The sequence below is a fragment of the Brevundimonas pondensis genome, from assembly GCF_017487345.1.
GTDB classification, from domain to species: domain Bacteria; phylum Pseudomonadota; class Alphaproteobacteria; order Caulobacterales; family Caulobacteraceae; genus Brevundimonas; species Brevundimonas pondensis.
The window spans coordinates 2,496,108-2,522,276 of the sequence record NZ_CP062006.1; the positions used below are offsets into that span (position 1 = coordinate 2,496,108).

General features: G+C 67.5%; 31 protein-coding genes. 15 read left to right on the forward strand and 16 right to left on the reverse strand.

All coding sequences use genetic code 11. The features are described from left to right. Positions 1–3: 3 nt before the first annotated feature. Complete coding sequence (locus tag IFE19_RS12430) at positions 4–417, reverse strand: DUF1801 domain-containing protein (RefSeq protein ID WP_207822761.1); 414 nt, start codon at positions 415–417, stop codon at positions 4–6. Continuing rightward, positions 410–802, reverse strand: coding sequence for a cupin domain-containing protein (locus IFE19_RS12435; RefSeq protein ID WP_207822762.1), 393 nt, complete (start codon positions 800–802; stop codon positions 410–412). Before IFE19_RS12435 ends, IFE19_RS12430 begins: the two co-directional genes overlap by 8 nt. Before the next feature lie 140 nt (positions 803–942). Here IFE19_RS12435 and IFE19_RS12440 point away from each other — a divergent pair, with 140 nt between their 5' ends. Beyond that, entirely contained in the window at positions 943–1,554 is a 612-nt protein-coding gene (locus IFE19_RS12440) for a hypothetical protein (RefSeq protein WP_207822764.1), read from the forward strand. On the opposite strand, the gene IFE19_RS12445 is transcribed toward IFE19_RS12440, so the two are convergent. The 8 genes from IFE19_RS12445 to IFE19_RS12480 form a co-directional block, all read right to left on the reverse strand. After that, positions 1,503–1,970 carry a hypothetical protein gene (locus IFE19_RS12445; protein ID WP_207822766.1) on the reverse strand — a complete coding sequence of 156 codons (468 nt, stop codon included), beginning with the start codon at positions 1,968–1,970 and terminating at the stop codon, positions 1,503–1,505. The genes IFE19_RS12440 and IFE19_RS12445 overlap by 52 nt on opposite strands. Further along, positions 1,964–2,695 (reverse strand): hypothetical protein, encoded by a 732-nt coding sequence (locus tag IFE19_RS12450; protein ID WP_225910267.1) that lies wholly within the window; start codon positions 2,693–2,695, stop codon positions 1,964–1,966. Before IFE19_RS12450 ends, IFE19_RS12445 begins: the two co-directional genes overlap by 7 nt. Before the next feature lie 68 nt (positions 2,696–2,763). Continuing rightward, entirely contained in the window at positions 2,764–4,182 is a 1,419-nt protein-coding gene (locus tag IFE19_RS12455) for an NAD(P)(+) transhydrogenase (Re/Si-specific) subunit beta (RefSeq protein WP_207822770.1), read from the reverse strand. Between the two features lie 32 nt (positions 4,183–4,214). Next, a complete protein-coding gene (locus IFE19_RS12460) occupies positions 4,215–4,592 on the reverse strand; it encodes a hypothetical protein (RefSeq protein ID WP_207822772.1) in 378 nt (125 codons plus the stop codon). Positions 4,593–4,603: 11 nt separating this feature from the next. Continuing rightward, entirely contained in the window at positions 4,604–4,888 is a 285-nt protein-coding gene (locus IFE19_RS12465) for a hypothetical protein (protein WP_207822773.1), read from the reverse strand. Next, a complete protein-coding gene (locus IFE19_RS12470; RefSeq protein ID WP_207822775.1) occupies positions 4,885–5,211 on the reverse strand; it encodes an NAD(P) transhydrogenase subunit alpha in 327 nt (108 codons plus the stop codon). Before IFE19_RS12470 ends, IFE19_RS12465 begins: the two co-directional genes overlap by 4 nt. Further along, positions 5,211–6,344 (reverse strand): Re/Si-specific NAD(P)(+) transhydrogenase subunit alpha, encoded by a 1,134-nt coding sequence (locus IFE19_RS12475; RefSeq protein ID WP_207822777.1) that lies wholly within the window; start codon positions 6,342–6,344, stop codon positions 5,211–5,213. Before IFE19_RS12475 ends, IFE19_RS12470 begins: the two co-directional genes overlap by 1 nt. 228 nt (positions 6,345–6,572) lie before the next feature. Next, on the reverse strand, positions 6,573–6,821 hold the full coding sequence (locus IFE19_RS12480) for an aa3-type cytochrome c oxidase subunit IV (protein WP_225910268.1): 249 nt from the start codon (positions 6,819–6,821) through the stop codon (positions 6,573–6,575). 161 nt (positions 6,822–6,982) lie between these two features. Between IFE19_RS12480 and IFE19_RS12485 the strand changes: the two genes are divergently transcribed. Continuing rightward, complete coding sequence (locus IFE19_RS12485; protein WP_207822779.1) at positions 6,983–7,801, forward strand: universal stress protein; 819 nt, start codon at positions 6,983–6,985, stop codon at positions 7,799–7,801. 5 nt (positions 7,802–7,806) lie between these two features. Here IFE19_RS12485 and IFE19_RS12490 read toward each other — a convergent pair whose 3' ends face one another. Beyond that, the gene (locus IFE19_RS12490; protein ID WP_207822781.1) at positions 7,807–9,606 is read right to left on the reverse strand and encodes a M3 family oligoendopeptidase; all 1,800 of its coding nucleotides are present in this window, start codon (positions 9,604–9,606) and stop codon (positions 7,807–7,809) included. Between the two features lie 83 nt (positions 9,607–9,689). Here IFE19_RS12490 and IFE19_RS12495 point away from each other — a divergent pair, with 83 nt between their 5' ends. The 3 genes from IFE19_RS12495 to IFE19_RS12505 all read left to right on the forward strand — a co-directional run bounded on the left by IFE19_RS12495 (position 9,690) and on the right by IFE19_RS12505 (position 13,592). After that, complete coding sequence (locus IFE19_RS12495) at positions 9,690–10,163, forward strand: DUF1203 domain-containing protein (protein WP_207822784.1); 474 nt, start codon at positions 9,690–9,692, stop codon at positions 10,161–10,163. Positions 10,164–10,230: 67 nt separating this feature from the next. Beyond that, positions 10,231–12,027 (forward strand): DUF4153 domain-containing protein, encoded by a 1,797-nt coding sequence (locus IFE19_RS12500; protein WP_207822786.1) that lies wholly within the window; start codon positions 10,231–10,233, stop codon positions 12,025–12,027. A 113-nt stretch (positions 12,028–12,140) separates the two neighbouring features. Further along, the gene (locus IFE19_RS12505) at positions 12,141–13,592 is read left to right on the forward strand and encodes a sigma-54-dependent transcriptional regulator (RefSeq protein WP_207822788.1); all 1,452 of its coding nucleotides are present in this window, start codon (positions 12,141–12,143) and stop codon (positions 13,590–13,592) included. Positions 13,593–13,596: 4 nt separating this feature from the next. Here the strand turns inward: IFE19_RS12505 and IFE19_RS12510 are convergent, their stop codons facing one another. Then, positions 13,597–14,178: a DUF805 domain-containing protein gene (locus tag IFE19_RS12510; protein WP_207822790.1), complete on the reverse strand. Its 582-nt coding sequence runs from the start codon at positions 14,176–14,178 to the stop codon at positions 13,597–13,599. 89 nt (positions 14,179–14,267) lie between these two features. On the opposite strand from IFE19_RS12510, the gene IFE19_RS12515 reads away from it, so the two are divergent. Next, positions 14,268–14,462, forward strand: a complete 195-nt coding sequence (locus tag IFE19_RS12515) for a hypothetical protein (protein ID WP_207822791.1) — start codon at positions 14,268–14,270, stop codon at positions 14,460–14,462. A gap of 393 nt (positions 14,463–14,855) precedes the next feature. Here the strand turns inward: IFE19_RS12515 and IFE19_RS12520 are convergent, their stop codons facing one another. The 3 genes from IFE19_RS12520 to ykgO all read right to left on the reverse strand — a co-directional run bounded on the left by IFE19_RS12520 (position 14,856) and on the right by ykgO (position 16,055). Beyond that, positions 14,856–15,158: a hypothetical protein gene (locus IFE19_RS12520; RefSeq protein WP_207827621.1), complete on the reverse strand. Its 303-nt coding sequence runs from the start codon at positions 15,156–15,158 to the stop codon at positions 14,856–14,858. Positions 15,159–15,430: 272 nt separating this feature from the next. Continuing rightward, a complete protein-coding gene (locus IFE19_RS12525; protein WP_114817882.1) occupies positions 15,431–15,709 on the reverse strand; it encodes a DUF2312 domain-containing protein in 279 nt (92 codons plus the stop codon). 220 nt (positions 15,710–15,929) lie between these two features. After that, positions 15,930–16,055: a type B 50S ribosomal protein L36 gene (gene ykgO / locus IFE19_RS12530; RefSeq protein WP_006274063.1), complete on the reverse strand. Its 126-nt coding sequence runs from the start codon at positions 16,053–16,055 to the stop codon at positions 15,930–15,932. Positions 16,056–16,423: 368 nt separating this feature from the next. Between ykgO and IFE19_RS12535 the strand changes: the two genes are divergently transcribed. Next, positions 16,424–17,710: a lytic murein transglycosylase gene (locus IFE19_RS12535; protein WP_207822793.1), complete on the forward strand. Its 1,287-nt coding sequence runs from the start codon at positions 16,424–16,426 to the stop codon at positions 17,708–17,710. Positions 17,711–17,779: 69 nt separating this feature from the next. On the opposite strand, the gene cysS is transcribed toward IFE19_RS12535, so the two are convergent. After that, on the reverse strand, positions 17,780–19,246 hold the full coding sequence (gene cysS / locus IFE19_RS12540; RefSeq protein WP_207822795.1) for a cysteine--tRNA ligase: 1,467 nt from the start codon (positions 19,244–19,246) through the stop codon (positions 17,780–17,782). 133 nt (positions 19,247–19,379) lie between these two features. Between cysS and folE the strand changes: the two genes are divergently transcribed. The 8 genes from folE (at position 19,380) to IFE19_RS12580 (ending at position 26,164) form a co-directional block, all read left to right on the forward strand. Beyond that, positions 19,380–19,997 (forward strand): GTP cyclohydrolase I FolE, encoded by a 618-nt coding sequence (folE, locus tag IFE19_RS12545; RefSeq protein ID WP_207822797.1) that lies wholly within the window; start codon positions 19,380–19,382, stop codon positions 19,995–19,997. Between the two features lie 185 nt (positions 19,998–20,182). Then, positions 20,183–20,623: a biopolymer transporter ExbD gene (locus IFE19_RS12550; RefSeq protein ID WP_207822800.1), complete on the forward strand. Its 441-nt coding sequence runs from the start codon at positions 20,183–20,185 to the stop codon at positions 20,621–20,623. A 137-nt stretch (positions 20,624–20,760) separates the two neighbouring features. Next, on the forward strand, positions 20,761–22,596 hold the full coding sequence (locus IFE19_RS12555) for a gamma-glutamyltransferase family protein (protein WP_207822802.1): 1,836 nt from the start codon (positions 20,761–20,763) through the stop codon (positions 22,594–22,596). 24 nt (positions 22,597–22,620) lie between these two features. Then, positions 22,621–23,421: a hypothetical protein gene (locus tag IFE19_RS12560; protein WP_207822804.1), complete on the forward strand. Its 801-nt coding sequence runs from the start codon at positions 22,621–22,623 to the stop codon at positions 23,419–23,421. A 51-nt stretch (positions 23,422–23,472) separates the two neighbouring features. After that, the gene (locus IFE19_RS12565; RefSeq protein WP_207822806.1) at positions 23,473–24,339 is read left to right on the forward strand and encodes an alpha/beta hydrolase family protein; all 867 of its coding nucleotides are present in this window, start codon (positions 23,473–23,475) and stop codon (positions 24,337–24,339) included. Between the two features lie 44 nt (positions 24,340–24,383). Then, entirely contained in the window at positions 24,384–25,238 is an 855-nt protein-coding gene (locus tag IFE19_RS12570; RefSeq protein WP_207822808.1) for an aldo/keto reductase, read from the forward strand. Between the two features lie 39 nt (positions 25,239–25,277). Beyond that, positions 25,278–25,526 (forward strand): helix-turn-helix domain-containing protein, encoded by a 249-nt coding sequence (locus IFE19_RS12575; protein WP_207822810.1) that lies wholly within the window; start codon positions 25,278–25,280, stop codon positions 25,524–25,526. After that, positions 25,526–26,164 carry a Pr6Pr family membrane protein gene (locus IFE19_RS12580; protein WP_207822812.1) on the forward strand — a complete coding sequence of 213 codons (639 nt, stop codon included), beginning with the start codon at positions 25,526–25,528 and terminating at the stop codon, positions 26,162–26,164. The genes IFE19_RS12575 and IFE19_RS12580 overlap by 1 nt, the downstream gene beginning before the upstream one ends. Positions 26,165–26,169 lie beyond the last annotated feature (5 nt).

The window sequence follows — 26,169 nt, forward strand, 5'->3', positions numbered from 1 at the left end:
AGATCAGGGATAGCGGCGGTTCATCTCGTCCCGGCTGGCGACGCACAGGTCACGCAGCACGCCCATGTCCACCTGATCCAGACGCTTGATGTAGAGGCAGGCCACGCTGGTCGTGTGCGGCCCCAGACGCGTCAGCATCGCCTCGGTCTGCGACGTCGAGGCCAGATAGAGGGTCAGGGCCGCCTTGCGCGGCGAGAAGCCCATGCGCGGCCAGTCAGCGGGCTTCTTGCTCGTGTTGACGTAGGTGTAGCGGCCGAAGCCGACGATGGACGGTCCCCACATGACCGGCGCCTCGCCCGTCACTTCCTGCATCAGGGCGCACAGGATACGGCCTTCCTCGCGCCGTCGCGCCGGTTCGGCGGCGGCCAGAAAGTCCTCGACCGAGGCCTCCGTGGGCTGGGTCTTGGGCTCAGACATGGGACGCCTCCACCGCTTCGATCGCCAGACCCGGCGCCGTCGAACAGGCGGCCAGGCTCCAGTCGCCCTGACTGCGCATCCGACGCCACGCCCCGGCGGGCGCTGCGATCTGACGCTGATCCGGACCCAGAACCAACGGCCGCAGCCCCAGATCCGTTGCGATCTCGATCTCCAGCGGTGCCCCCATGTAGAAGGCCCAGATCTCGGTCGCCTCGACCGGACGCCAGTCGTCCGCATCCTCCGCCGTCAGCAGCCGGTATTCGGTCGCAGCCTCCGAGCCGCAAACCGCCAACCCGGCATCGCGCGCCATCGGCCGGAAATGCCCGCCCTCGGGATGGGGGCTTAGCGACAGGTTGGCGATGATCTCGTCGGCGCTGAAGTCCACTTCCCCTCCCTGTCCTGAGCCTCTTCGCATTGGAGCCTTGATGGCGCTGTTCGCGGGCGGCGCCAATGGCGCGACGGGGCCGGCCGCACTTCAGCCGCAAAACGCCGTTCTCATGACCAGAAATACCGGGGGGATTTCGGATGTTTATCGCACTCATGGCGCTGGCTATCGCGCAGGTTGAACCTGTTTCCGTCAACGAGCCCTGCCCCCATGACCGGGCGGCGCTTCTGGCCCTGTCGCCCGCAGACTTTGACCAGGATCTGGAGGGGGGCTGGCGGCCCCTGGGCGAAAAGCCCGAGTGCGCGGCTATCGCCGCCGACCTGCTGGCCGCCTATCGCAAGGCCCGTTGGGCCGACCTGACGCAAAGCGAACTGCACACCAACTACTGGCATGAAGGTCAACTCCGCGCGGGACTGGGCCAGACGCAGGCGGCGACGCGGTTGATGATGGCCGGGGTGAACCCCGAAATGTCCCGCAGCGGGTTTTCCGACTACGCGCTTGGGACCATCGCCTTCCTGCATCAGGACCGCCCCGGCTTGATCGCGGCCAGAGAACGACTGGCCGCCCTGCCCAAGCCAGCCGACTTTGATCAAGCGGCCCAGCGTTTCAAAGCCGCCTATGGTTTCGATCTGGAGTGGCCCGCGAACCTCAAGGTCCTCGACGGCTTCATCGCCTGCTTCGATCGCCCCTATAACGAGGCCTACGGCTCCTGCGCGGCCGCGGCCGAAAAGGCGGCGGCCGGACGCCACTGACCGTCCTCGAAGATGAAGTCGCCGCCGCCGCGCCAGGGGATGCGACTCAGCGCTCCGCCGGTCAGGCCATAGCCGACGACGGCGTAGCGCACACCGGGCTTCAGCGGGACCGGCGACACCGTCGTTGCGAACCCGTCCGGCGTCTCGCCATAGACGATCTGGCGCAGGCCCCGGCAGTCGCGGCCGCGCGCCTCGATCGACCAGACAGGCCGCATCATGGCGTTGGACAGCTCATGCACGGCCAGGCCGCCAAGGCAGGCCTTTTCCGGACGCGCCGGATCGGCGCCGAAGCTCGCAGTCGGCCGCTCCGGATCACCACTGATAATGACTGGAATCATGGCCGAACAGGCGGCCATAGAGGTCGCCGCCGCCACCAGCGCGACGCCCGCTCGCCAGGCCGCACGGCGTTTCAGCACCCTGCGTAGGGGATGTAGCCGACCTCGATCTCGTCGATGCGGACATTCTTCAGCTCGCGCACAGCCATCTGGTCGAAGTCGGCGCTGCAGTTGAAGGTCGTGTCGATCACATAGTCCTCGCCCTTGGCCGCCTTGATGGCGTCGCGGATGCGGAAGGAGGCGTCGATCGTGGCGTCGCTGACCATCACGGCCGAGGCGCGGATGCCCGGCGAGGCGCGCGGACCGGCGCTTTCCAGATAGACCCAGGGGTCGGCCGCATTGCCGCACAGGGTCAGGCAGTCGGCCTTGAAGTCGGCGTTGCCGCGCGCCGCCGCGAACTCGCCCATGGTCAGGTTGATCTTCTGCGGCAGATCATAGTCCTTGAGCGTCGCCAGGGCCTGGGTCGAACAGGCCGGCGTCATCGGCACGGCGTAGCCGACAACCTCGCCGCCCTCGGCGCTAACCCGGACCGTGCAGTCGCCGATCTCATAGGTCCGTTCCTTGTCCTGGACCGTGCGGGCGGGACCCAATTTGGATTCCAGATAGGCGACCTGAACACCCAACATCTGATCGATCGACACAGCCTCGCCTGTAGCGGCGGGCGCGGCTGCAGGCGCGCTGGCCGACGCCGTCCCGGCCGGGGCGGCGTCGGTTTTGGCGGGCGCCTTTTCCCCTTGCCCGCAGGCGGCCAGTCCCGCCACGACACCCAGAACGGCGGCGGCTTTCAGATATCGGGCAACGGTCATGATCTCTCCACGGCTCAGGTTGAGCGTCGCAAGCCAACGCATCGGCCGGCGATCGGTTCGCACGCCGTCTAGAGCGCCTTCACGATCCCTTCGACCATCTTCTTGGCGTCGGCGAACAGCATCATGGTGTTGTCGCGGAAGAAGAGCTCGTTCTCGACGCCCGCATAGCCCGCCGCCATGCCGCGCTTGATGAACAGCACCGTCCCCGCCTTCTCCACATCCAGCACCGGCATCCCATAGATGGGCGATTGTGGGTCCGTCTTGGCGGCGGGGTTGGTGACGTCGTTGGCGCCGATGACGAAGGCCACGTCGGCGGAGGAGAACTCACTGTTGATGTCCTCCAGCTCGAACACCTCGTCATAGGGGACGTTGGCCTCGGCCAGCAGGACGTTCATATGGCCCGGCATCCGGCCCGCGACGGGGTGGATGGCGTACTTCACCTCGACGCCCTCTTCCTTCAGCTTGTCAGCCATTTCGCGCAGGGCGTGCTGGGCCTGGGCCACAGCCATGCCGTAGCCGGGGACGATGATGACCTTGGACGCGTTCTTCATGATGAAGGCGGCGTCCTCGGCCGAGCCCTGCTTGACCGGGCGCGTCTCGACCACGCCGCCGCCCGCCGCCGCCGCGTCCCCGCCGCCGAAGCCGCCCAGGATGACGCTGACGAAGCTGCGGTTCATGCCCTTGCACATGATGTAGCTGAGGATGGCGCCGGACGAGCCGACCAGGGCGCCGGTGATGATCAGGGCGATGTTCTCCAGCGTGAAGCCCAGGGCCGCTGCGGCCCAGCCGGAATAGGAGTTCAGCATCGACACCACCACCGGCATATCCGCCCCGCCGATGGGGATGATCAGGGTCGCGCCCAGGATCAGGGCGATGGCGAAGACGCCCCAGAACGCCCAGATGGCCGTGCCGCCGGTGCCGATCAGGACACCGATCAGGAAGACCAGCGCCAGGGCCAGGCCGATGTTGATCAGGTGCCGCGCGGGCAGCAGGATCGGCGAGCCGCTCATCCGGCCGTCCAGCTTGGCGAAGGCGATGACCGAGCCGGTGAAGGTGATGGCCCCGATGGCCACGCCGAGGCTGAGCTCAACGATCGACAGGGTCTTGATGCCGCCCTCGGCCGTCATGATGCCGAAGGCGTCCGGGGCATAGACGGCGCCGACCGCCACCAGACAGGCGGCCAGACCGACCAGGGAGTGGAAGGCCGCGACCAGTTGCGGCATGGCCGTCATCGGCACACGTCGGGCGATAAGCGCGCCTGCGCCCCCGCCGACCACGACCCCGCCGCCGATCAGGGCCAGGGTCATCATATCCAACGCGCCCGACGTGCCCAGCGTCAGCAGGGTCACGCCGACGGCCAGGGCCATGCCGATCATGCCCAGAGTATTGCCCCGACGGCTGGTCTCCGGGCTGGAGAGGCCCCGAAGGGAGAGGATGAACAGGACCCCCGCGGCCAGATAGGCCAGCGCGGCTATGGATGCGTTCATCGGATCCCCTCCCCCAGGGTTGTTTCAGCGTGTCAGAAAACGTTGATGACGGCCGGCTTGGCCGGGTCGTTGGTGCCGGCGGCGGTGGCCACGCCATTCTTGACCAGGGCGACGCCGACGCCGCCCTCGCCGCCCGTCTTGGTCACGCGGCAGCTGCCGTTGTCGCTCGGCAGACGGCCCGCCATGTGGCCCGTGCCGGTGTGGTTGATGCGGTTGAAGTGGATGCCGCGCACGGTGACGGGGGCGAACTGACATTCCAGCGCCCAGCTGGCGCCCTGGGGCGCGGCCACCGACCAGTGCAGGCCGTTATAGGGATTCTGGCCGACTTCTTCGGTCTTCTGGGCCGAGGCGGCGCCCGATACGGCGACGGCGGCGGTCAGAACAGAGGCGAAAATCAGGGAGGTCTTCATTACAGTTACTCTCAGCGTTTGGTCAGGCCTTGGGTGCGATTCAATCGCCACAGAGCGGCGGCGATGAACAGCGGTCCCAGGAATATCATGGCCCAGTCGAAGACGGTCATCTCGCGGTTCTGGATGACGATGCGGGTCAGCACGGCGGCGAAGACCAGCACCACGCCGCAGTCCTGAAACCGCAGCTTGCCGATGGGGTCCTTCACCCGCACCCAGCTCCATATCCACAGGGCCACGCCCAGACCGGTGACGGCCCAGGAGACATAGAAGGCGAACAGGGCAGGCGAGAAAATCACGAGGCCTTGGGCCTTTCCTTCTTCTTGTACATGGCCAGCATCCGTCGCGTGACCATGAAACCGCCGAAGATGTTGACGCTGGCCAGGGTCACCGCCGCCACGCCCGCCCCCTTGGCGATCCAGGCGTTCGGCCCGCCCGCCTGGGCGCTCATGGCCGCCGCCGCGATCAGGCCGCCGACGATGATGACGCTGGAAATGGCGTTGGTCACGGCCATCAGCGGCGTGTGCAGGGCGGGCGTCACGCTCCACACCACATAATAGCCGACGAAGATCGCCAGCACGAAGATGGCCAGCCGGAAGACGGTAGGATCGACGTGTTCCATCAGCCCTTCACTCCTTCATGCACGACGGCCCCGCCGTGCGTCACGACAGCGGCCTTGAGGATTTCGTCTTCCAGATCCAGCGTCAGTGCGCCGTCCTTGACCATCAACCCGACGAAGGCGACCAGGTTGCGCGCATAGAGGGCGCTGGCGTCCGCGGCGATGCGGCCCGGCAGGTTGGTGTAGCCGACGATGGACACGCCATTCGCCGTGGTCACGACCTCGCCCGCCTTGGCGCCCGCGACATTGCCGCCCGCCTCGACCGCCAGATCGATCAGGACCGAGCCCGGCTTCATCGAGGCCACCTGTTCGGCGCTGACCAGCACCGGCGCCGCGCGGCCGGGGATCAGGGCGGTGGTGATGACGATGTCCTGCTTCCTGATGTGTTCGCCGGTCAGGACGGCCTGCTTGGCCTGATACTCAGGCGACATCGGCTTGGCGTAGCCGCCCGCCGTCTGGGCGTTCCTGAATTCTTCGTCCTCGACGGCCAGGAACTTGGCGCCCAGGCTCTCGACCTGTTCCTTGGTCGCGGGCCGCACGTCGGTGGCCGTGACCACCGCGCCCAGGCGCCGCGCCGTGGCGATGGCCTGCAGGCCCGCCACGCCCACGCCCATGACGAAGACCTTGGCCGGGGCGACCGTGCCCGCCGCCGTCATCATCATCGGGAAACCCTTGCCGAAGGCGTAGGCCGCCTCGATCACCGCGCGATAGCCGGCCAGATTGGCCTGGGACGACAGCACGTCCATGACCTGGGCGCGGGTGATGCGCGGCACGAACTCCATGGCGAAGGCGGTGGCGTTCGCGCCCTTGAGCGCCTCGACCGTATCCTTCTCCCGATAGGCATCGAGCATGGCGATGACGATGGCGCCGGGCTTCAGGGCGCTGGTCTCCTGCGCCGTCGGACCACGCACCTTCAGCAGGACATCGGCGCCATCCAGCACCGCACGGGTGTCGGGTTTCACCGTGGCCCCGGCCTCGGCGTAGTCGGCGTCGGGAATTGACGAGCCGATCCCCGTCCCGGCCTCGACCGAGACAGTCGCGCCGAGCGCGATCAGCTTCTTCACCGTCTCCGGCGTTACGGCGCAGCGCGTCTCGCCTTCACGGCGTTCGCGGGTCACGGCGATGGCGACAGCCAAGCGAATCCCTCCCTTATCCCTCAGCCCCGAGACGTTAGGACGAAGCGAAAGGGCGCGTCAAAGCGCAAACACCCCTCGCGCCTGACATTTTGTTGCAGCGCATGCGGAATTTTTCGCGATGCGCGCAAATTTCCACCCACAGGCACTTTCGCGCCGCATGAAAAAGCCCGTCGAACACGCGGTTCGACGGGCTTTCAAGCCTTCGACGGCGCTGACGCGACGCGAAACTCAGTGAGCGGGCTTGGAACGCAGGGCGAAGAAGCCGACCACGAAAAGGGCCGCGCCGCTGATGAAGCCCGCGAAGAAGCCCGCGCCAACCGCGAACCAGACCGTCAGCAGCAGCAGGATGGCGGCCGTCAGCAGCGAGCCCCACTTGGCCAGGAAGACGAACAGATGCCAGGTCGAAACCTGTTCCGAGATTTCCATCGAGCCGTGCACATAGGCGTGTTCGGCGTTGTCTGCGTGCGGGTCGGCCATGGCGTCTTCCGGAAAAGAGTCGAGATTTCGACGGTTCTTATAGCGGTCGGCGCGCGCTGCTCAAGGGTGCTGATCACAAGCCGTCCAGCTTGTCGCGTTGACGCACGCCGATCAGCCTTCATGATGCGACTGCGAACGTCCCGCCGGATCAAGGAGCCTTCATGCCCGCCCCGACCGTTCTCGTCGCCACCGATCTGACTGCGCGCAGCGACCGTCCGCTGGATCGCGCCGCCCTGCTGGCCGAGCAGATCGGCGCCGCCGTGACCGTCGCCCACGTCGTCGAAGGCCCCGGCTTCGACCGCGAACAGGACGAGGCGATCCTGCGCGCCGTCCGCGCCTCCCTGCCGCCCGCACTGACCGAAGCCGCGGTCGTCTTCGACCACGGCGCCGCGCCCAGTGTCCTGGCCGATCTGGCGGCGAGCGAGAAGGCCGCCGTCATCGTCACCGGAACGGGTCGCTACAACGGGCTGAGCGACTTCTTCCTGGGCACGGCGGTGGACCATCTGGTGCGCCACGCCGACCAGCCCGTGCTGGTGGTCAAACGCCGGGCGAGCAGCCCCTATCGTTCCATCCTGCTGGCGACCGACTATTCCGACGGGGCGCTGCACGCCTTCCAGACTGCGCTGCGTCTGTTCCCCGACGCCGCCTTCGAGGTCGTCAACGCCTACAGCGTCCCCTTCGAGTCGCGCATGCCATCCGATGAGGTCGCCGAGGCGGCGCGCGCGGAGGCCGAGGCCGAAATGGCCGCCTTCCTCGCCCGCGCCGCCCCGCTGCGCTCCGGCGCCGTGCACACGGTCGTCGCCAAGGGCGACGTGGAGACGGTGATGGATCAACGCATCGCCAGAGACGCACCCGATCTGGTCGTCATCGGCTCGCACGGCCGCAGCGGCTGGGTGCAGGCGACCCTGGGCAGCCAGGCGTCCAACCTGCTGAAGCGCCTGCCGTCCGATGTTCTGGTCGTACGTCAGACCAAGGCCTGACGCAGCTAGGCCAGCGCCTCGAACTGATCGACCAGACGCTCCAGACGCTTCGTCCCGATGGTCCAGAAGGCCGGGTCGCGCGGGTTGAGGCCAAAGGGCTTCAGCGCCTCGACATAGGTGCGGGCCCCACCGCCCGACAGCAGCTCGCGGTAGAGGGGCGTAAAGGCCGCCGGGTCCTTGGCCCGCGTCTCCATCAGGGCCGCGACCAGCAAATCGCCAAACGCGTAGGCGTAGACATAGAAGGGCGAGTGTACGAAGTGGCTGACGTAGGCCCACCAGTTCTCATAGCCGTCGTTAAGCGTCACCGCCGGGCCGAGGCTGGCGCCCAGCTCCTCCATCCAGATTTCACCGAGGCGCTCGACGGAAACCTCGCCCATCGCGCGTTCGTCGTGGAAGCGGGTCTCGAAGCGGTGGAAGGCGATCTGGCGCACCACCGTGTTCAGCCCGTCCTCGATGCGGCCCGCCAGAAGCGCTCGCTGATCCTGCGGCGTCGCCTCGGCCAGCAGGCGGTCAAAGGTCAGGCCTTCAGCGAAGATGGAGGCGGTCTCGGCCAGGGTCAGGGGCGTGTCGGCCAACAGCGAGCCTTGCGCCGCCGCAAGGGTCTGGTGCACCCCGTGGCCCAGTTCGTGGGCCAGGGTCAGCAGGTCGCGCCGCTCGCCCATCCAGTTCAGGAAGACATAGGGATGGCGGTCCGCCGTCACCGGGTGGGCGTAGGCGCCGGACTGCTTGCCCGGCCGCGCCCGCGCGTCGATCCACGGCCGGTCGAAGAACCAGGCCGCGCGCTCGGCGAAGTCGCCGCCGAGGTCGGCGAAGCTGGCCAGCACCACCTCGCGCGCCTGCGCCCAGTCATAGGTGCGCGGCGGCGTGGCCTCGATGGGGGCGTTGCGGTCCCAGTGATCCAGCGCCGTCTTGCCCATGGCCTTGGCTTTCAGCGCATAATAACGGTGCGAGATGCGCGGATAGGCTTGCGCCACCGCCTCGGCCATGGCGTCGACGCTTTCGCCGTCGACCTCGTTGCCGAGGTGGCGGCTGTCGGCGGGGCGTTTGAAGCCGCGCCATTTGTCCTCCAGCGCCTTGTCGGCGGCGACGGTGTTCATGACCATGGCCATGGTCCGGGCCTTGTCGGCGAAGGCTTGCGATAGGCCCTCGGCGGCTGAGGCGCGCCTGGCGCCGTCGGCGTCGCTGAGGCGGTTCAGGGCTTCGGACAGGGTCAGGCTTTCGCCGTCGGCCTCGGCCCGCAGCGCCGCCAGGGTCTCGTCGAACAGGCGCGGCCACTGGGCCTGAATGGGGCCGCGCTCGGCGATGAAGGTCTCAAGCTCGGTCGACAGTTCGTGCGGCTTCATCGCCCGCACCCGGCGCAGCCACGGCGACCAGCGCGCGGCGGCCGGATGGGCGGAAAGCGCCGCGGCGATCTCGGCCTCGTCCAGTTGGTTGATCTCCAGCGTCAGCCAGACGGTCGGAGTCGCAATGACCGTCATCTTCTCGCGGATATCGGCCTCGAAGCCCTGCGCGCCCGCGTCGTCGCGCGCCGTGGAGGCCGCAAGAAAGGCGTAGGCGCCGAGCCCGCCCATAACGTCCGCCGCCTGTTCATAGAGGGCGATGGTTTCGTCCAGCGCCTGGCCCAGGACCGCCGCGTCGCCGCGCCGGGCGACCAGTTGGCCCTGGAAGGCGTTCATCTGATCCACCAGCCCCTTGGCGCGGTCGAGGTCGGCGCTGATACGCGCATCCTCGCGCGAGGCGTAAAGGTCGGACAGGTCCCACAGGGGAGCGTCGGCGAATTCGGTCGTCTTGACGGGGGCGTTCATGTCTCTGTTGTGGGGACGTCGCGCCCGGGACGCAACGTCCGAAAGACGCCAGACACCCGCCGACGGCCGGGCGATGACGCCGCATGACCTATTGCATCACGCCCCTCCCGCTCGCGCCCTTCCAGCCGTTCTTCGCTCTCGACGACGCGGCGCTTTTGGCGCGCGGAGCCCGCCGCATGACCGCCGGGACGCCGAACAGCGCGCCGGGACGCGTCTCCCTGATCGACGCCGCACCGGGCGAAAGCCTGATCCTGCTCAACCACGCCCATCTGACGGAGGCCGCCTCTCCCTATCGCGCGAACGGACCGATCTTCGTGCGGGAAGCCGCCGTTCAATCGCCGCTCGTCGTGAACGCCCTGCCCGCCATTCTGGCCAGCCGCCTGCTATCCCTGCGCGCCTATGATCGCGACTGGATGATGGTGGACGCCGAGGTGGCGCAAGGCGAGGCCGTCGAAACCTGGCTCAGCGAACGACTGGCCGATTCCTCGATCCAGACCATCCATATCCATACCGCCCGACGCGGCTGCTACATGGCCGCCGCCTCGCGACCGGCCTAGGGTCAAGCAGGCTTCCCATCGATCGCGTCCCGGTCCACCCTGCCTGCAAAGCTGCCAGGGCCACGCCATGACCGACCCGTTCCATGACCAGACCGGCCGCGCCTCGCTGGGCGGAGCCCGCGGACTGGCCGCCGTCCGCCTCGGCATCGGCCTGATTCAGGGGCTGCTGCTCTATGGCCTTTATCGCAGCATGGCGACGCATGACGCCCTGACCTGGCCCGCGACCCATCCGGCGTTGTTCGCGGCCCTGGTTCTGGCCTGCGCCTTTACGCCCGTCATGCTGCTGGCGGGGGTCGGACGGTTGTCGATCAAGGCGCTGGCGCTCTGGGGCGTAGGCGCCGCCGCGATTCTGGCCCTGCTAGGCTGGCACGATGCGGCGCAGCAGGCGCAAGACCATTTCCGACCGCCCTATCTGCGTTTCCCCGCGGTCGCCTTCAGCGCCGCCGCCCTGTTTATCGCCCATCACCTGATCGTCCCGGCCGTCGCGGCGGGGCGCTGGATCGCGGACTTCGACGACTATTTCGACACGGCGTGGAAGGCTGGGGTGCAGTTGGCCCTGTCGCTGGGCTTCACCGGGGCCTTCTGGCTGCTGCTCTTCCTCGGCGCGGCGCTGTTCCGGGTCATCGGCCTCAGCTTCCTGTCCGATCTGATCAGCGAAGAGTGGTTCTCCATCCCCGTCACCTGCCTGGTCTTCGCCGTCGCGGTGCAACTGACCGATGTGCGCGCCGGACTGATCCGGGGCGTGCGGACCGTGGCGCTGATGCTGCTGTCCTGGCTGCTGCTGGTCATCACGGTTCTGGTGGCGGGCTTCCTTGCGGCCCTGCCCTTCACCGGGCTGGACGGTCTGTGGAAGACGGGCAGCGCCACGGCCCTGGTGCTATCTGCGGCGGCGGCCCTCATCGTCCTGATCAACACCGCCTATCAGGACGGGCGCGAGGACAACCTGCCGCCGGTGGTGCTGCGCGTGGCCGTGCGGGTCGCCGCCGTCCTGCTGACGCCGCTGATCCTGATCGCCATCTGGGGGCTGTCCTTGCGCATCGGCCAGCACGGCCTGACGCCGGACCGGATCATCGCCTCGGCCTGCGCCCTGGTCGGCGTCATCTATGCGGCGGGCTACGGCTGGGCGGCGCTGGCCCCCTTCCTGAAACGCATGGCCTGGATGAAGCCGCTGGAGCGCACCAATGTCGCCGCCGCCATCCTGACGGTCGGCGTCATCCTGGCCCTGTTCAGCCCCCTCGCGGACCCTGCCCGCCTGTCGGTCGGGGACCAGGTCGCCCGACTGAAGCGTGGCGCGGTGGCCGCCGCCGACTTCGACTACGCCTTCCTGCGCTTCGAGGCCGGAAAGCCGGGCCGCGTCGCCCTGGCCGCTCGGGCCCGCTCGCCGGACGCCCGCATCGCGCGGCTGGCCCGGCAGGCCCAGACCACCACCTCGCGCTACGACATGGATCAGACAGGCGTGCCGCCACGCACGCCGACGATCGAGGCTTGGCCAAAGGGTCGGCGCCTGCCGCCCTCCTTCAGCGCTCCTGTCGCATCGGGTGACCCCCGATACGCCTGCGGGCAATCGGATGGCTGCATCGCGACCATGCGCGACCTGAATGGCGACGGCCGCGAGGAAATCCTGATGGCCACGCGGTTCAACATCGCCCTGTTCGCCGCCGACGCCGATGGCCGCTGGAGCCATCGCGGCGACTATCAGGTGCGGCGCTGCCCCGGCTCGCGCAACGATGATCCGCGCGAACGGCTGAAGTCACCCGATGTCGCCCCCAGGCCGTCCGAATGGCCGGATCTGAAACTGGGCGTCGAAACCGCCCGGCTGAACCCGAACGAAGCCTGCCCGCCGCCCGTCGCCGTTAACCCCTGACTCAGTTCTCCGAAACCCGATCTTCACCCCCTGCCTGCTAGGACTTGTCTCGAAACGAGCCGATCCCGCACAATGAGGACGGCCGCTACGGTGATGATTTAGGGTGTATTCACATGGCCAAGACCGTTCTGGTCGTCGACGATGATCCCACGCAGCGCCGCCTGATTCAGGCGGTGCTCGACCGCGAGGGCTACGCCGTCGTCCACGCCGAGAGCGGGGGCGAGGCCATCGACCGCCTGACCAAGGGCGGCGGCGCCGACGTGGTTCTGCTGGATCTGGTCATGCCGGGCCTGTCGGGCCTTGAGACCCTGGCGGAAATCCGCACGGCGGGCGTGGCCGTGCCGGTCATCGTCCTGACCGCCAACGGCGGCATCGAGACCGTGGTCAAGGCCATGCAGGCCGGAGCCCAGGACTTCTTCGTCAAGCCGGTCGGGCCGGAGCGCCTGCTGATCGGGGTGCGCAACGCCCTGCAACTGACCCAGCTGTCCGCCGAGATCGGCCGCCTGAAGAAACACGTCTCGGGCCGCACCTCGTTCGACGACATGGTCGGCGACAGCGAACCCATGCGCATGGTCAAGGCGCTCGGCGTGCGCGCCGCCAAGTCCGGCATCCCGGTGCTGATCACCGGCGAGAGCGGCGTGGGCAAGGAAGTCATCGCCCGCGCTCTGCACGGCGCTTCGGACCGGGCGGGCAAGCCCTTCATCGCCGTCAACTGCGGCGCCCTGCCGGCCAATCTGGTCGAATCCATCCTGTTCGGCCACGAGAAGGGCGCCTTCACCGGAGCCCACGAAAAGCACGCGGGCAAGTTCGTCGAGGCGAACGGCGGCACCCTGTTCCTGGACGAGATCGGCGAACTGCCGCTGGACATGCAGGTCAAGCTGCTTCGCGCCCTGCAGGAAGGCGAGGTCGATCCCGTCGGCGGCAAGCGTGCGGTCAAGGTCGATGTCCGCATCGTCTCGGCCACCAACCGCGACCCGGCCCAGCAGGTCAAGGAAGGCGCCTTCCGCGAGGACCTCTTCTATCGTCTGAACGTCTTCCCGATCGAGGCCCCGGCCCTGCGTGAACGGCGCGAGGATATCCCGGCCCTGGTCGAGCACTTCATCGCCCGCTTCAATGTCGAGGAAGGCAAGCGCGTCGCCGGCTGTTCATCCGAGACCCTGGCCCTGCTGCAAGGCTACGACTGGCCCGGCAACGTGCGCCAGCTGGAAAACGCCGTCTATCGCGCCCTGGTCCTGGCCGACTCGCCGCTGCTGCAGCCGCACGACTTCCCGGCCATTTCCGGCGTCGCCATGCCGCTGAACCCGGTGGTCTCGCATGAGCGGGCCTCGGCGCCCGTCGGCGACGAGGGCGCAGAGGCCCTGCCCGACAGCCCTGTCCGCATCATCGATGCGCGCGGCCATGTCCGCACCCTGGAAGAGATCGAGCGCGACCTGATCCAGCACGCCATCGAGGTCTATTCCGGCCACATGAGCGAGATCGCCCGGCGCCTCGGCATCGGCCGCTCGACCCTGTATCGCAAGGTCCGCGAACAGGGGCTGGAGGAGCAGCTGAAGGAAGCGGGCTGAGCCCTCAGCCCGGCTCCGGCCCGTAGCGGTTGGGTCCGGGCGTTCCCCTCAGACACAGCAGGACGATCAACCCGATCAGACTGATCATGTAGAATACGTTGTTGGCGAACAGCAGGAGGAAGGGGCCGAACGCAGCCTCGTCCGACTGCATGAAACGCTCCATGACCATCGGAAACAGGGTGGAGGCGATCGCCGCGAAGACCAGCGGCGGCAGCCCCCACCAGCCGGGACGCCCCGTGTCATGCAGCCGCCGCGTCACCGCCGCCGCCAGCAAGACCCCCGCCGCGACGAACACCAGCCGCACCGCCCAGAACAACCCGCTCATGTCGGGCATCAGTTCGGCGTCGGGATCGTGAATCTGGACCGAGTACTGACCGGGTCCCGCCGTCACCGTCACCTGCTCCGGGTTCTCGGCGGCGTATCGGGTCGCCTCCTCGAAGAAGCCGGACATCATCGGGATCATGGCCGCCGCCATGCCGACATAGAGCAGGACCGCCACGACCAGGGCATAGGGCCAGAAGCGCCCGCGCCGATCTCGCCCGCGGAAATCCGCCAACCGCCTGAAACCGTCCCATACCGCCGACATTCGCCGCCCCCCGCAGAATCACATTCGCGGGACAGGGTTACGTCGGACGCCGCGCCGGGTCATCTGCGAAGATGTGCTAGTCTGTGGTCATGAGCGATCACAGCGACGACCTGCCTGCCTCCCCCGAGGCCGCGCCGACCGAGACCCCGATCCAGCGCGCCCTGCGTGAAAAGCAGGAAGCCATCGCCGCCCGCCCCAAGCCCCCGCGCGGCGGCCGCTTCCAGCGCGAACAGGCCGCCCGCGTCCGCAGCGGGGCCGTGCGGCCGTGGAGCAGCAAGGGCTGAAAGTCGCCATGGGGGATCCGCGGGAGTCGCCTTCCATTACTTGGATGACGGCTCAACGTCGGATCAACACGCGATCGCCCACTTGAAGGTAAGTCAGTCGATTTGAAGTGATCGTACACTCGGCGGCGGGCCGATCTCCCGTTTCCGGCCAGCGTTCGGTCAGCATCTCGGCATCGACAAGAAGTTCAGTTGTGCTCGGGCCGAAATCTTCAAGGATCACGCCATGTTTCGCTGCGGCCGCCTGACAGCGTTCCACCGCTGAGCCTGTAGCGCACCCTGATAAGCCAATCAGTGACGACAGCCCGATGAGTAGCGAGGTCCTCATCACGGAAGCATCTCTGAACAAGTGGCGGTTCACAATGAGGCGATTGAAAAAACTGAGCCGTGGCCTCCTCACTCCTCAGCCTTCTTCCCCTTGCGCATCCAGGGGCGGGTTTCCTCGCCGTTGGCCTTGGCGGTGATTTCCTTGAGCTTGCGGCCCTGCATCGCCGAGAGGGCCTGACCGGGGGCGCCCTTTTCCGGATCGGCGAAAGCGCGGCCGTGGGTCTGGATGCGTTCGCCCACCGAATCGAGGAAATCGCCCTCCCATTCGGACAGCGAAACGCCCGCCTTCTCGGCCGAGCGGCGGGCGCGTTTCAGGGCGTTCAGAGCTGACCGCTTGGCGGCCTCACGCTGCTGATCCCAAGGGCTCAGCAGCGTCTTCTTTTTAGTGGCGCTATCGCCCTTCGGGCTACTTGAGCGCGTCTTGAGGGCGCTACCGTCCTTCGGACTACTTGAGCGAGTCTTGAGGGCGCTACCGTCCTTCGGACTACTTGAGCGCAGCTTGTCGGCGCCACTGGCTTTTAGGCTGCTGGCCCGCGCCAGCCCGCTGGAGCGCAGCTTCGATGCGTCGCCGCCCTTCAGGCTGTCGGAGCGTGAAGGGCGGTCGCTGGGGGGCTTGAAGGGCGTGCGCTTCAGGCCCGCCTCCCTCAGATCTCGCCGAGAGCCGACAGGTAAAGGTCGAGAATTGCTTCTTCTTCCTGACGCTTGGCCTTGTCCTGCTTGCGCAGGCGCAGGACCTTGCGCAGGACCTTGACGTCATAGCCCTCGCCCTTGGCTTCGGCGAAGACCTCCTTCATGTCGACCATGACGGCCTGCTTGTCCTCTTCGAGACGCTCCAGGCGCTCGATGATCGAGCGCAGACGGCCCTGGGCCGTGGCGGTCAGGACGTCGGAAGAGGCGTCAAAGGCGGGGGCGTCGTCGGCCATGAGGAAAGCTCCGAAACTTGAATTGGCCGGCGGGCGACCGTGACCCCACTCTCAAGCAGACCGGGGGCCGACAGGGCAAGAAGGGAATCGCCTGAACAGGCCGCAAGGACGAATCGCGTCCGATTCCGCAGCCTGACGCCGGACACGAAAAAGGCCGCAGGCGAAGCCTGCAGCCTTTGAACATCGTAACCGCGGCGCCGTTCAGGCGCCGACGCGGTTCTTAGCCTTGCTTGGCCTTGAAGCGCGGGTCGGTCTTGTTGATGACATAGACCACGCCCTTGCGGCGAACGATCTTGCAGTCGCGATGGCGACCCTTGAGCGACTTGAGCGAGCTGCGGACCTTCATGGTCGGACGTCCCGAAAATTGGAGGCCCGTGAGGGCGGTCAAAAACAAATGCGCGAAGAGCCTGCGGACAGGACCTTGCGGCGGAGCGGTGCGTATAGAGAGGCCCCGGCCTTTCGTCAACATTCCGCGCGGGGATTCCGCTGGAGGCCTGGCCTCCGAGTCGAACGGAGGGTCTCCGGACATGCACGTCCGGCGCGTCGCCCCTCCGCCACCAGGCCGTGTCCAAGGGAGCCGGAATGTAAAACACCGTTCCTTAAAAGCAACCTGTCGCAAATGGTTAGCGTGGACTTAACCCTTTTCACGGAAACCCCTTTCGGCTTCGCGCGCTTGTGATTGGTCGTGGAATTCGGGGGCGTTAGCCTGTGGTCATGCGTATCGCCTATCGTCTTGCCCTGATTGGTTCCGTTGCGGCCTGTGCGCCCATGGTTCCGACGCCGCCTCAGCCGCAGCCGGCCCCGCCCGCCGTCGTGGAGCCCGCGCCCGCCACGCCGGCGCCGACCGCCCCGCCCGCGGCCACGGACCTGTCCGACGCCTATGATCAGGCCAGCTTCGAGGCGTGGAAGAAGAGCTTCCTCGACCGCCTCGGCGGGGCGCGGAAATGGGAATACTCGCGCGAGCTGAACGGCGTCACGCCCAACGCCAGCGTCATCCGCCTGGACCGCAACCAGCCCGAGTTCTCGCGCCCCGCCGGCGCCTATATCCAGAGCGCCACCGCCCCCGCCCGAATCGGCATGGCCCGCCAGCGCGTCGATCGCGTGCCGTGGGACGTGACCCAGAGATTCGGCGTGCCGACCGAGATCCTGCTGGGCGTCTGGGCTCAGGAAAGCGCCTTTGGTCAGGTCCAGGGCGACTTCGACGTCATCCGCTCGCTGGCCACCCTGGCCTATGACGGCCGCCGCCGCGCCTGGGCCGAGGACCAGCTGAAGAACGCCCTCGACATCGTCGTGGACGGCAAGCGCGCCCGCAGCGGCCTGAAGGGCAGCTGGGCCGGCGCCATGGGCCAGACCCAGTTCATGCCCGACAGCTATCTGAAGCTGGGCGTGGATCAGAACGGCGACGGCAAGGTCGACATCTGGGGCTCTGACGCCGACGCCCTGGCGTCCGCCGCCAACCTGCTGGCCCAGGCCGGATGGAAGCGCGGTCAGGGCTGGGCCTATGAGGTCATCCTGCCCGCCAACTTCGACTACAGCCAGGCCGAGGGCCCCAAGCACAACTGGGCCTACTGGTCGGGACGCGGCGTGCGTCTGGCCAACGGCGCGGCGCTGAACGCCGATGAAGCCGCCGAGGGCGCGACCATCCTGCTGCCGCAGGGCGCCAAGGGGCCGGTCTTCCTGGCCCTGCCCAACCACTATGTGATCCGGCGCTACAACAACTCGGTCAGCTACGCCCTGGCCATCGGCCTGATCGCCGACGGGGTGCAGGGCAAGCCGCCACTGACCGCGACCTGGCCCAACGACGGCCCGCTGACCCGCGAACAGCGCGTCGGCGCTCAGACGGCCCTGACGCGCCTGGGCTTCGACACACAAGGCGTGGACGGCGTCATCGGCTCGAACACCCGCGCCGCCCTGCGCCGCTGGCAGCAGGCCAACGGGCGGGTCGCGGACGGCTACCTGACCGACGTGCTGGCGGACGAGCTGATCCGACGGGCGCGGTAAGACCCCTAGACAAACAAAAAGCCCCGCTGGCGACAGCGGGGCTTTTCATTTCGGATTATCGCTGAGGGATCAGCCCTTCACCCGCCAGGTGGCGCCCTGGGGGCCGTCCATGACGACAACGTTCAGTTCATTCAGGCGATCGCGGATACGGTCGGCCTCGCCCCAGTTCTTTTCAGCGCGGGCGCTGGCGCGTTGTTCCAGCAGGGCCTCGACCTCGGCCTTGAGCGCCGGATCGCCGCCCTCGAACCAGGCGTCCGAGGTCAGGGCCAGCACGCCGAGCAGGCCGGCGGCCTCCTGCAGCGTCCAGCGCGCCATGGCCACATCATTGATGTCAGCCTCGGGATCGTTGAGCAGGTCGCGCAGGGCATTACCCAGACCGAACAGCTGGGCGATGGCCCCCGGCGTGTTCAGATCGTCCTCCAGCGCGTCCAGCACCGGGTCCAGGGCGTTCTCGGCCAGCTCCATCTCGGCCTCGTCCAGCGTCGAGAGGTCGAAGTCGCCCAACCGGGCGTCGGCGTCGCGCAGGACGCCATAGAGACGGTCCAGGTTCTTGCGGCTCTGGTCCAGCAGGGTCTGGTTCCAGTCCAGAGGCTGGCGATAGTGGGCGCTCAGCAGGGCCCAGCGCACCACCTCGCCCGGCATGGCCTTCACCAGATCATGCAGCAGCAGGACGTTGCCGATCGACTTGGACATCTTCTCGGCGTCCACGGTCAGGAAGCCGTTGTGCATCCAGTAGCGGGCGTATTCGTCGTGCGCCTGATCGCCATGGGCGTGACCATGGGCGCAGACGCCCTGGGCGATCTCGTTCTCGTGGTGCGGGAAGACCAGGTCGATGCCGCCGCCGTGGATGTCGATGGGCAGGCCGAGCGCCTTCTCGATCATGGCCGAGCATTCGATATGCCAGCCGGGGCGACCTTCGCCCCAGGGCGATGGCCAGGAGGGCTCGTCCGCCTTGGACGGCTTCCACAGGACGAAGTCGTGCGGGTTCTTCTTATAGGGCGCGACCTCGACGCGGGCGCCGGCGATCATGTCGTCCAGATTGCGCCCCGACAGCGCGCCGTAGGACGGATAGGACGAGACGTCGAACAGGACGTGGCCCCCCTCCTTGTCGTCATGGACGGCGTAGGCGTTGCCGGCGTCGATGATGGCCTGAATCTGAGCCGTGATGGCCTCGATGTAGTCGGTGACGTGCGGCGCGATGTCCGGCGGGCTGACGTTCAGCAGGCCCATGTCGGCCAGATAGGCGGCCTCATATCGCGCCGTGATCTCGCCGATGGCCACGCCTTCCTTCGCCGCCTTGGCGTTGATCTTGTCGTCCACGTCGGTGACGTTGCGGGCATAGATGACCTTGTCCGGGCCATAGGTCCGGCGCAGCAGCCGCACCAGGACGTCGAACACCACCGGCGGACGGGCGTTGCCGATATGGGCGTAGTCATAGACCGTCGGGCCGCAGACATAGAGCGTCACCCGGTTCGGATCGCGCGGCGTGAAAACGCGCTTTTCACGGCGAAGGGTGTCGTGGATGTGCAACGGCATGGTGGACAGTCTTTTGCGAGTTTTCTTGCGGGACGGACAACGTGTCCCATATAGCGGCCTGATTACACATCCTGCGCCCATTGGTAAAAGGTAAGCCGCAGCGGACCCTCCCCCGCCGCCGTTGGACAGATTCATGAGCACCACGCCCGCCAAGCCCGTTCTCGTCGCCAACGAGGAAGCCCCCCAGCGCCCCAGCCGCGAGCAGGCGCTGGACGCCGTGCGCACCCTGATCGCCTGGGCCGGCGACGATCCCTCGCGTCCGGGCCTGATCGACACGCCCAAGCGCGTGGTCGACGCCTATGGCGAATGGTTCGACGGCTATGACGCCGATGCGGGCAAGGAGCTGTCGCGCACCTTCGAGGACGTGACCGGCTATGACGACATGGTCATCCTGCGCGACATCGAGATCGAGAGCCACTGCGAGCACCACATGGCCCCCTTCCTGGGCAAGGCCTATGTCGCCTATCTGCCGGGCGAGAAGGTCGTGGGCATCTCCAAGCTGGCGCGCGTGGTCGAGATCTTCGCCCGTCGCCTGCAGAACCAGGAGACCCTGACCAACGACATCATCGAGGCCATCGAATCGCACCTGCAGCCGCGCGGCGTGGCCGTTCTGATCGACGCGGCGCACCAGTGCATGACCACGCGCGGCGTGCACCACCGCCACGTCACGACCATCACCACCCGCTTCACCGGCGCCTTCAAGGACGACCAGGCCCTGACCGACCGTTTCCTGAAACTGGCGCGCGCCTGAGTCCAAAGGGTTTGAACCGGTCGTCTCGCACCTGCGAAGCGGCCGGTTATGCAATCTTATTGCCGGCTGACGCGAATTCGTCATGCAAGACGGCTTTACAAGCCCGACGCGGGACGCCAAGAGACGATCCATACCTTTGAGTGCTGCTCGCCGAAGAACGCGGGCCATGATGGAGACGACGGCGTATGGGCTCTAAACTTTCCGGTCCCTCGGGCCAGGGCGGCAAAACGATCGAACAGAACGCGGAGATCAACGTCACCCCGTTCGTCGACATCATGCTGGTGCTGCTGATCATCTTCATGGTCGCCGCGCCGCTGGCCACCGTGTCGATCAAGCTGGACCTGCCGCCGGCGGTTCCGAACCCCTCGAACGAGAAGCCCAAGGAGCCGGTGTACATCAGCATCCAGGAAGCTGGCGGCATCTACATCGCCGACAAGGAAACCACGATCACCGCCCTGCCGGCCGACGTCTGCGCCGCCCAGAACGTGACCACCGACTGCCGCGAAGAGCGCGTCTTCGTCCGCGCCCAGCCGGAAGTGAAGTACAACCAGTTCATGGAAGTCATGAACAAGCTTCAGGAAAACGGCTTCTACAAGGTCGGCCTGCTGAACGAAGACATCGAGTAGGATTTAACCTCCTCTCTCATGAATCAGGGCCGCTCCTCCGGGGGCGGCCCTTTTTCTTTGCCCTGGCTTCATCGCCCGCTTGCCCCCGCCCCGCTCCCGGTCCTTGATGCGGTCGTCAGTTTTCGGGGGAATCCGTCATGCGTCGCCGCACCTTCCTGTCCAGTTTGCCTGCGGGCGCCCTTCTGGCCGGGGCCGGCTCGGTCGTCGCCCAGGCGACAAGCCCGACACCGGCGACGACAGCAGCCGCTCCCTCGCCTCGCCCCGCAGATCCCTATGCCGGGATCGGCATAGGCGACCGGGTGACAGGGCCGAAGTTCGTCGGCCGCTCGACCGTCTGGGGCGCCAACGGCGCAGCGGCCACGGCCCATCCCGCCGCCACCCTGATCGGTCTGTACACCCTGAGGCGCGGCGGCTCGGCCATCGACGCCGCCATCGCCATCAACGCCGCCCTGGGCTTCCTGGAGCCGACCGCCAACGGCATCGGCGGCGACGCCTTCTGCCTGATGTGGGACCCGGCGCAGAAGAAGGTCGTCGGCTTCAACGGCTCGGGAAACAGCCCCCGCGGCCTGTCGCTGGCGACCGCCCGCTCAAAGGCCGTGGACGGCTACCTGCCCAAGTACGGCGCCGTGACCGTCAACGTCCCCGGCACGGTCGACGCCTGGTGGAGCGCCCACCAGCGCTACGGCAAGCTGCCGTGGAAGGAGGTCCTGATCCCCGTCGCCGAACTGTGCGAACAGGGCGTGCCCGTGCCCGAGGTCATCGCCTGGTATCTGGAACGCAACATGGCCGGTTTTGACCGGAGCGCCGCCCAGATCGAGGAGAACGACAACAGGAAGAAGGTGTACCGCCCCCACGGCCGCACGCCGAAGACGGGCGAGATCTTCGCCAACCCCGACCTGGGCCGCACCTACCGCATGATCGCCGAGGGCGGCCGCGACGCCTTTTATGACGGCGCCATCGCCGACCACATCGAGCGCTATTTCAAGCGCATCGGCGGCTGGATGACCCGCGCCGACCTGGCCGCCCACCGCACCGAATGGGTCGAGCCGCTGATGACCACCTATCGCGGGGTCGAGGTCTATTCCCTGGGGCCGAACACCCAGGGGCTGTCGACCAACCAGATCCTGAACATCTGCGAGCAGTTCGACCTAAAGGCCATGGGCTTCCAGTCCGCCGCCTCTATCCACGTCCAGGCCGAGGCCAAGCGTCTGGCCTTCGAGGACCGCGCCCGCTACTTCGCCGACGAGCGTTTCAGCAAGGCTCCGACCGCCTGGCTGAACTCCAAGGAATACGCCGCCGAGCGGGCGAAACTGATCAACCCGCACCGCGTCATGGACCGCGTCTTCCCCGGCGACGCCCCGACCCAGGGCGACACCACCTATTTCAGCGTGGCCGACAAGGACGGGATGATGGTCAGCTGGATCCAGTCAAACTATCGCGGCATGGGCTCGGGCCTGACGCCCGACGGCCCCGACGGCGGCACCCTGGGCTTCATGTTCCAGGACCGGGGCGAGCTGTTCGCCCTGACCGACGGCCACCCCAACGTCTATGCGCCGGGCAAACGGCCCTTCCACACCATCATCCCCGGCTTCGCCTGCAAGGACGGAGAGCCGTGGTTGGCCTATGGCGTCATGGGCGGCGGCATGCAGCCGCAGGGCCAAGCCCAGATCATCATCAACATGGTCGACTACGGCCTGGACCCGCAACAGGCCGGCGACAGCCCGCGCTGGCAGCACTACGGCTCGTCCGAGCCGACCGGCCAGCCCGCAGAGGGCGTCGGCAAGCTGCATCTGGAATCCGGCGTGCCCGAAGCGACCAAGCAGCAGCTGACCGCCATGGGCTGGGACCTCGGCCCGCCCGACGGCGGCTTCGGCGGCTATCAGAACGTCATGAAGCAGATCAACGAACAGGGCCGCTGGACCTACGGCGCGGCGACCGAAATGCGCAAGGACGGCAACGCCCTGGCCTATTGATCCGACCTGTTTGAGGAAGACGCCATGATCGCCGCCCTTCTGGCCGCCAGCCTGCACGCCGCCGCCCTCGACGCCCCCGCCGAATGCCGCCCCATGCCGGGTGCCGAAGTCCTGTGGCGCGACGACGTCCGCTATGTCTTCGTCGGCGAAACCCACGGCACGACCGAAGCCCCCGCCGCCTTCGCCGACCTGGTCTGCGCGGCGTTGGAACAGGGGCCTGTGACGGTCTCGGTCGAGTATCCGGTGCAGATGCAGCCGACGCTCGACGCCTTCATGGCCGCCGACAGCGACACGGCGGCGCGGGCCGCCCTCGCCGCCTATGGGTACGGCCCCTTCGTCCATCATGACGGGCGCGGCAGCGGCGCCATGCTGGACCTGCTGCTGCGCCTGCGGGGCATGGCGAAGGCGGGCCAGGACCTGACCCTGGTCGCCTCCGTGCCGGACAGCCCCCGCGTCGAGGGCTTCCGCCAGTCCTATTCGGAAATGGATCGCGCGGTCCTCTGGGGGCGACAGGCCATGGCGCGGCCGCAGGCTCGCGTTCTGGCTCTGGTCGGACGGGTCCATGCGGAAAAGGTCCGCCGTGTCGGCTCGCCGCTGGGCCTGCCCGCCGCCGCCCATATCCGCCCCGAGGAAACCCTGTCCCTGACCCTCGCCCATCAGGGCGGCGAGGCCTGGATGTGCCTGGACGAATGCGGCGCCGCGCCGATCCCGACGACGGACGACCTCGCCGCGCGCGGCGTCGTTCTGGCGCCCCAGCAGAACGGCAGGTTCGACGGCCTGCTGGCCCTCGGCCCCGTGACGGCGTCGCCGCCGGTGAAGCCTTGACCTGACGCCGCGTCAATCGCCTAGAGTTCGTTTCCAAACAGGACGGACCCGATGACCGAACTCGTGACCCGCGATTTCACCGGCCATGCCGCCGACGGCTATCCGCTGTCGATGCGGCTGGTGTCAGCGGCGGAACCCCGAATGGCCGTGCTGGTTTCCTCCGGCACCGGCTTCCCCAAGGGCTTCTACGAACGGTTCGCCCGCTATCTGGCGGAGCGAGGCGCAGCGGTGCTGACCTATGACTTCCGGGGCATAGCCGGGTCGCGGCCTGACGACCTGAAGGCCATGGCGATGGACTATCCCGACTGGGGCCGGCTGGACATGCCCGCCGCCCTGGACGCCCTGATCGAGGCGGCGCCGGGCCTGCGCGTCGTCCATGTCGGCCACAGCGTCGGCGGGCACTTCCTGGGCTTCATGCCCAATCAGGACCGCATCGACCGTCACGCCTTCGTATCGGTCGGGACTGGCTGGTGGGGCGGGCACCACCGCAGCTACAATCCGCTGGAGCTTTTCTTCTGGCTGGGCTTCGGGCCGTTCAGCCTGATGCGGCACGGCTATATCAAGGGCGGCGGCCTGTGGGGCGGGACCGACCTGCCGCGCGGGGTCTTCACCACCTGGCGGCGCTGGTGCCTGAAGCGGGAGTACTTCTCGCGCGAGCTGGAGACGACGTTGCGGCCGCATCATTATGAGGCGGTGACCGCGCCGATCCGGTCCTGGATCTTCACCGACGACCCCATCGCCACGCCGAACACCGCACGGGACCTGCTGACGGTTTATCCCAGCGCCCCGTCCGAAATCAGCGTCCACGTCCCAGCCGACTTCGGCGCGCGCCGCATCGGCCACGAGGGCGCCTTCCGCAAGGGCATGGAGCCTTTGTGGGACCGGATTTTCCACTGGCTGGACAATGGCGACAACTGATCGGGCGCCTATATCGAGCGCTCCCTGAACACGCGGAGCCTCCCATGCCCTATTCCGATCAGCCGACCGTCATCGCCTCGGGCGTGGAAATTCCCCTGCTGGGTTTCGGCACCTGGATGCTGGAACCGGAAGAGGCGCGGCGCATGGTCCATGAGGCCCTGCGCATCGGCTATCGCCACATCGACACGGCCTGGATCTACAAGAACGAGAAGGCCGTGGGCGACGGCATCGGCGACGCCGTGGCCGAGGGGATCGTGGCCCGCGACGAGATCTTCGTCACCACCAAGATCTGGGTCGAGCACTTCCATCGCGACGCCCTGCTGCGTCAGGCCGAGGAGTCTGCGATCAGCCTGGGCCTGACGCCGGACCTGCTGCTGCTGCACTGGCCCAAGCCGACGCCGTCGCTCAAGGAGACGATCGACGCCCTGAACGAGGCGCAGGACAAGGGCTTCACCCGTCACATCGGCCTGTCGAACTTCCCCTCGCCTCAGTTCCGCGAGGCGGCGGCTCTGTCGAAGGCGCCGCTGATCACCAATCAGGTCGAGTATCACCCCTATCTGTCGCAAAAGACCCTGATCGAGACGGCGCGCGAGCTGGGTTCCTCGATCACCGCCTGGTCGCCTCTGGCCCAGGGCAAGATCGCGGACGACGCCGTAATCGGCGAGATCGCCAAGGTCCACGGCAAGTCCAACGGTCAGGTCACCCTGCGCTGGCTCATCCAACAGGGCGTGATCGCCATTCCCCGCACCACCAAGGTCGAGCGCGCCCGCGAGAGCTTCGACATCTTCGACTTCGAACTGTCGGCGGACGAAATGGCCCGCATCCACGCCCTGGCCCGTCCCGAGGGTCGCCTGGGCGACTGGCTGGACGCGGCCTTCCATTGGGATCAGGATAGCTGATCCAGTCGCGTCACAGGACGCAGCGTCGGGGAGGACGCCATGGGTTCGGTTCTGGGCTTTCCGGGGATTGATCCGATGGACGCCGTCGTCGGCGCCCGCATGCGGCGCTGGCGCGACCAAAGGGGGGTCGCGGCCGATGATCTGGCCGCCGCCCTCGACCTGACGCCCGAGGCCCTGCGCCGTATCGAGGCGGGCCGCGAGCATCTGGATTCCGCCGGCATCGACGCCGCCACCCGCGCCCTTCGCCTGCCGGTGTGGGCGCTGGTGTCAGACGTGCCGGGCTACTGATGGCCCGCCTCTATAGCGCCGTCTTCGCCTGCGTCGGCTGGTTCGCCCTGATCCTGCAGTATGGGCTGACGATCAGCGGCAATCCGCACATGGGCGCGGGCGAGCTGACGCTGAACTTCTTCAGCTACTTCACCATCCTGAGCAATATTCTGGCGGCCCTGGCCCTGACCGCCCCGGTCGTGGCGCCGAACAGCCGCCTGGGGCGCTGGTCCGCCAGCGAGGGGGTTCGCGCGGCGGTGGCCATGTTTATCGTCGTGGTCGGCGTCGTCTATCACTTCCTGCTGGCGGGGATCTGGGCGCCGCAGGGATGGTCGCTTCTGGCCAATAATCTGCTGCACTACGTCATGCCTGCCGCCTTCGTGGCCGACTGGCTGTTCTTCACGCCCAAGGGCCGACTGCGCTGGATCGATCCGGTGAAGTGGGTGGTTCCGGTGCTGATCTATGGCGGCTGGACCTTGCTGCACGGCAAGCTGAGCGGCTGGTGGCCCTACTGGTTCACGGACGTGGGCAAGCTGGGGCTGGGCAAGGTCATGCTTTATTTCACGGGGCTGCTGGTCTTCTTCCTGATCGTGGGTCTGATCGTCGTGGCCGTTGATCGCACCTTCGGACGGCGTGACAGACGGCTCGCGTCCGCCTAAGCGTC

What these genes read in the sequence shown, in the direction of transcription:
- IFE19_RS12430 (WP_207822761.1), bottom strand. Translation starts at nt 417, where the DNA reads ATGTCTGAGCCCAAGACCCAGCCCACGGAGGCCTCGGTCGAGGACTTT.
- IFE19_RS12440 (WP_207822764.1), top strand. Translation starts at nt 943, where the DNA reads ATGTTTATCGCACTCATGGCGCTGGCTATCGCGCAGGTTGAACCTGTT.
- IFE19_RS12450 (WP_225910267.1), bottom strand. Translation starts at nt 2,695, where the DNA reads ATGACCGTTGCCCGATATCTGAAAGCCGCCGCCGTTCTGGGTGTCGTG.
- IFE19_RS12455 (WP_207822770.1), bottom strand. Translation starts at nt 4,182, where the DNA reads ATGAACGCATCCATAGCCGCGCTGGCCTATCTGGCCGCGGGGGTCCTG.
- IFE19_RS12460 (WP_207822772.1), bottom strand. Translation starts at nt 4,592, where the DNA reads ATGAAGACCTCCCTGATTTTCGCCTCTGTTCTGACCGCCGCCGTCGCC.
- IFE19_RS12470 (WP_207822775.1), bottom strand. Translation starts at nt 5,211, where the DNA reads ATGGAACACGTCGATCCTACCGTCTTCCGGCTGGCCATCTTCGTGCTG.
- IFE19_RS12480 (WP_225910268.1), bottom strand. Translation starts at nt 6,821, where the DNA reads ATGGCCGACCCGCACGCAGACAACGCCGAACACGCCTATGTGCACGGC.
- IFE19_RS12485 (WP_207822779.1), top strand. Translation starts at nt 6,983, where the DNA reads ATGCCCGCCCCGACCGTTCTCGTCGCCACCGATCTGACTGCGCGCAGC.
- IFE19_RS12490 (WP_207822781.1), bottom strand. Translation starts at nt 9,606, where the DNA reads ATGAACGCCCCCGTCAAGACGACCGAATTCGCCGACGCTCCCCTGTGG.
- IFE19_RS12495 (WP_207822784.1), top strand. Translation starts at nt 9,690, where the DNA reads ATGACCTATTGCATCACGCCCCTCCCGCTCGCGCCCTTCCAGCCGTTC.
- IFE19_RS12500 (WP_207822786.1), top strand. Translation starts at nt 10,231, where the DNA reads ATGACCGACCCGTTCCATGACCAGACCGGCCGCGCCTCGCTGGGCGGA.
- IFE19_RS12505 (WP_207822788.1), top strand. Translation starts at nt 12,141, where the DNA reads ATGGCCAAGACCGTTCTGGTCGTCGACGATGATCCCACGCAGCGCCGC.
- IFE19_RS12510 (WP_207822790.1), bottom strand. Translation starts at nt 14,178, where the DNA reads ATGTCGGCGGTATGGGACGGTTTCAGGCGGTTGGCGGATTTCCGCGGG.
- IFE19_RS12515 (WP_207822791.1), top strand. Translation starts at nt 14,268, where the DNA reads ATGAGCGATCACAGCGACGACCTGCCTGCCTCCCCCGAGGCCGCGCCG.
- IFE19_RS12525 (WP_114817882.1), bottom strand. Translation starts at nt 15,709, where the DNA reads ATGGCCGACGACGCCCCCGCCTTTGACGCCTCTTCCGACGTCCTGACC.
- ykgO (WP_006274063.1), bottom strand. Translation starts at nt 16,055, where the DNA reads ATGAAGGTCCGCAGCTCGCTCAAGTCGCTCAAGGGTCGCCATCGCGAC.
- IFE19_RS12535 (WP_207822793.1), top strand. Translation starts at nt 16,424, where the DNA reads ATGCGTATCGCCTATCGTCTTGCCCTGATTGGTTCCGTTGCGGCCTGT.
- cysS (WP_207822795.1), bottom strand. Translation starts at nt 19,246, where the DNA reads ATGCCGTTGCACATCCACGACACCCTTCGCCGTGAAAAGCGCGTTTTC.
- folE (WP_207822797.1), top strand. Translation starts at nt 19,380, where the DNA reads ATGAGCACCACGCCCGCCAAGCCCGTTCTCGTCGCCAACGAGGAAGCC.
- IFE19_RS12550 (WP_207822800.1), top strand. Translation starts at nt 20,183, where the DNA reads ATGGGCTCTAAACTTTCCGGTCCCTCGGGCCAGGGCGGCAAAACGATC.
- IFE19_RS12555 (WP_207822802.1), top strand. Translation starts at nt 20,761, where the DNA reads ATGCGTCGCCGCACCTTCCTGTCCAGTTTGCCTGCGGGCGCCCTTCTG.
- IFE19_RS12560 (WP_207822804.1), top strand. Translation starts at nt 22,621, where the DNA reads ATGATCGCCGCCCTTCTGGCCGCCAGCCTGCACGCCGCCGCCCTCGAC.
- IFE19_RS12565 (WP_207822806.1), top strand. Translation starts at nt 23,473, where the DNA reads ATGACCGAACTCGTGACCCGCGATTTCACCGGCCATGCCGCCGACGGC.
- IFE19_RS12570 (WP_207822808.1), top strand. Translation starts at nt 24,384, where the DNA reads ATGCCCTATTCCGATCAGCCGACCGTCATCGCCTCGGGCGTGGAAATT.
- IFE19_RS12575 (WP_207822810.1), top strand. Translation starts at nt 25,278, where the DNA reads ATGGGTTCGGTTCTGGGCTTTCCGGGGATTGATCCGATGGACGCCGTC.
- IFE19_RS12580 (WP_207822812.1), top strand. Translation starts at nt 25,526, where the DNA reads ATGGCCCGCCTCTATAGCGCCGTCTTCGCCTGCGTCGGCTGGTTCGCC.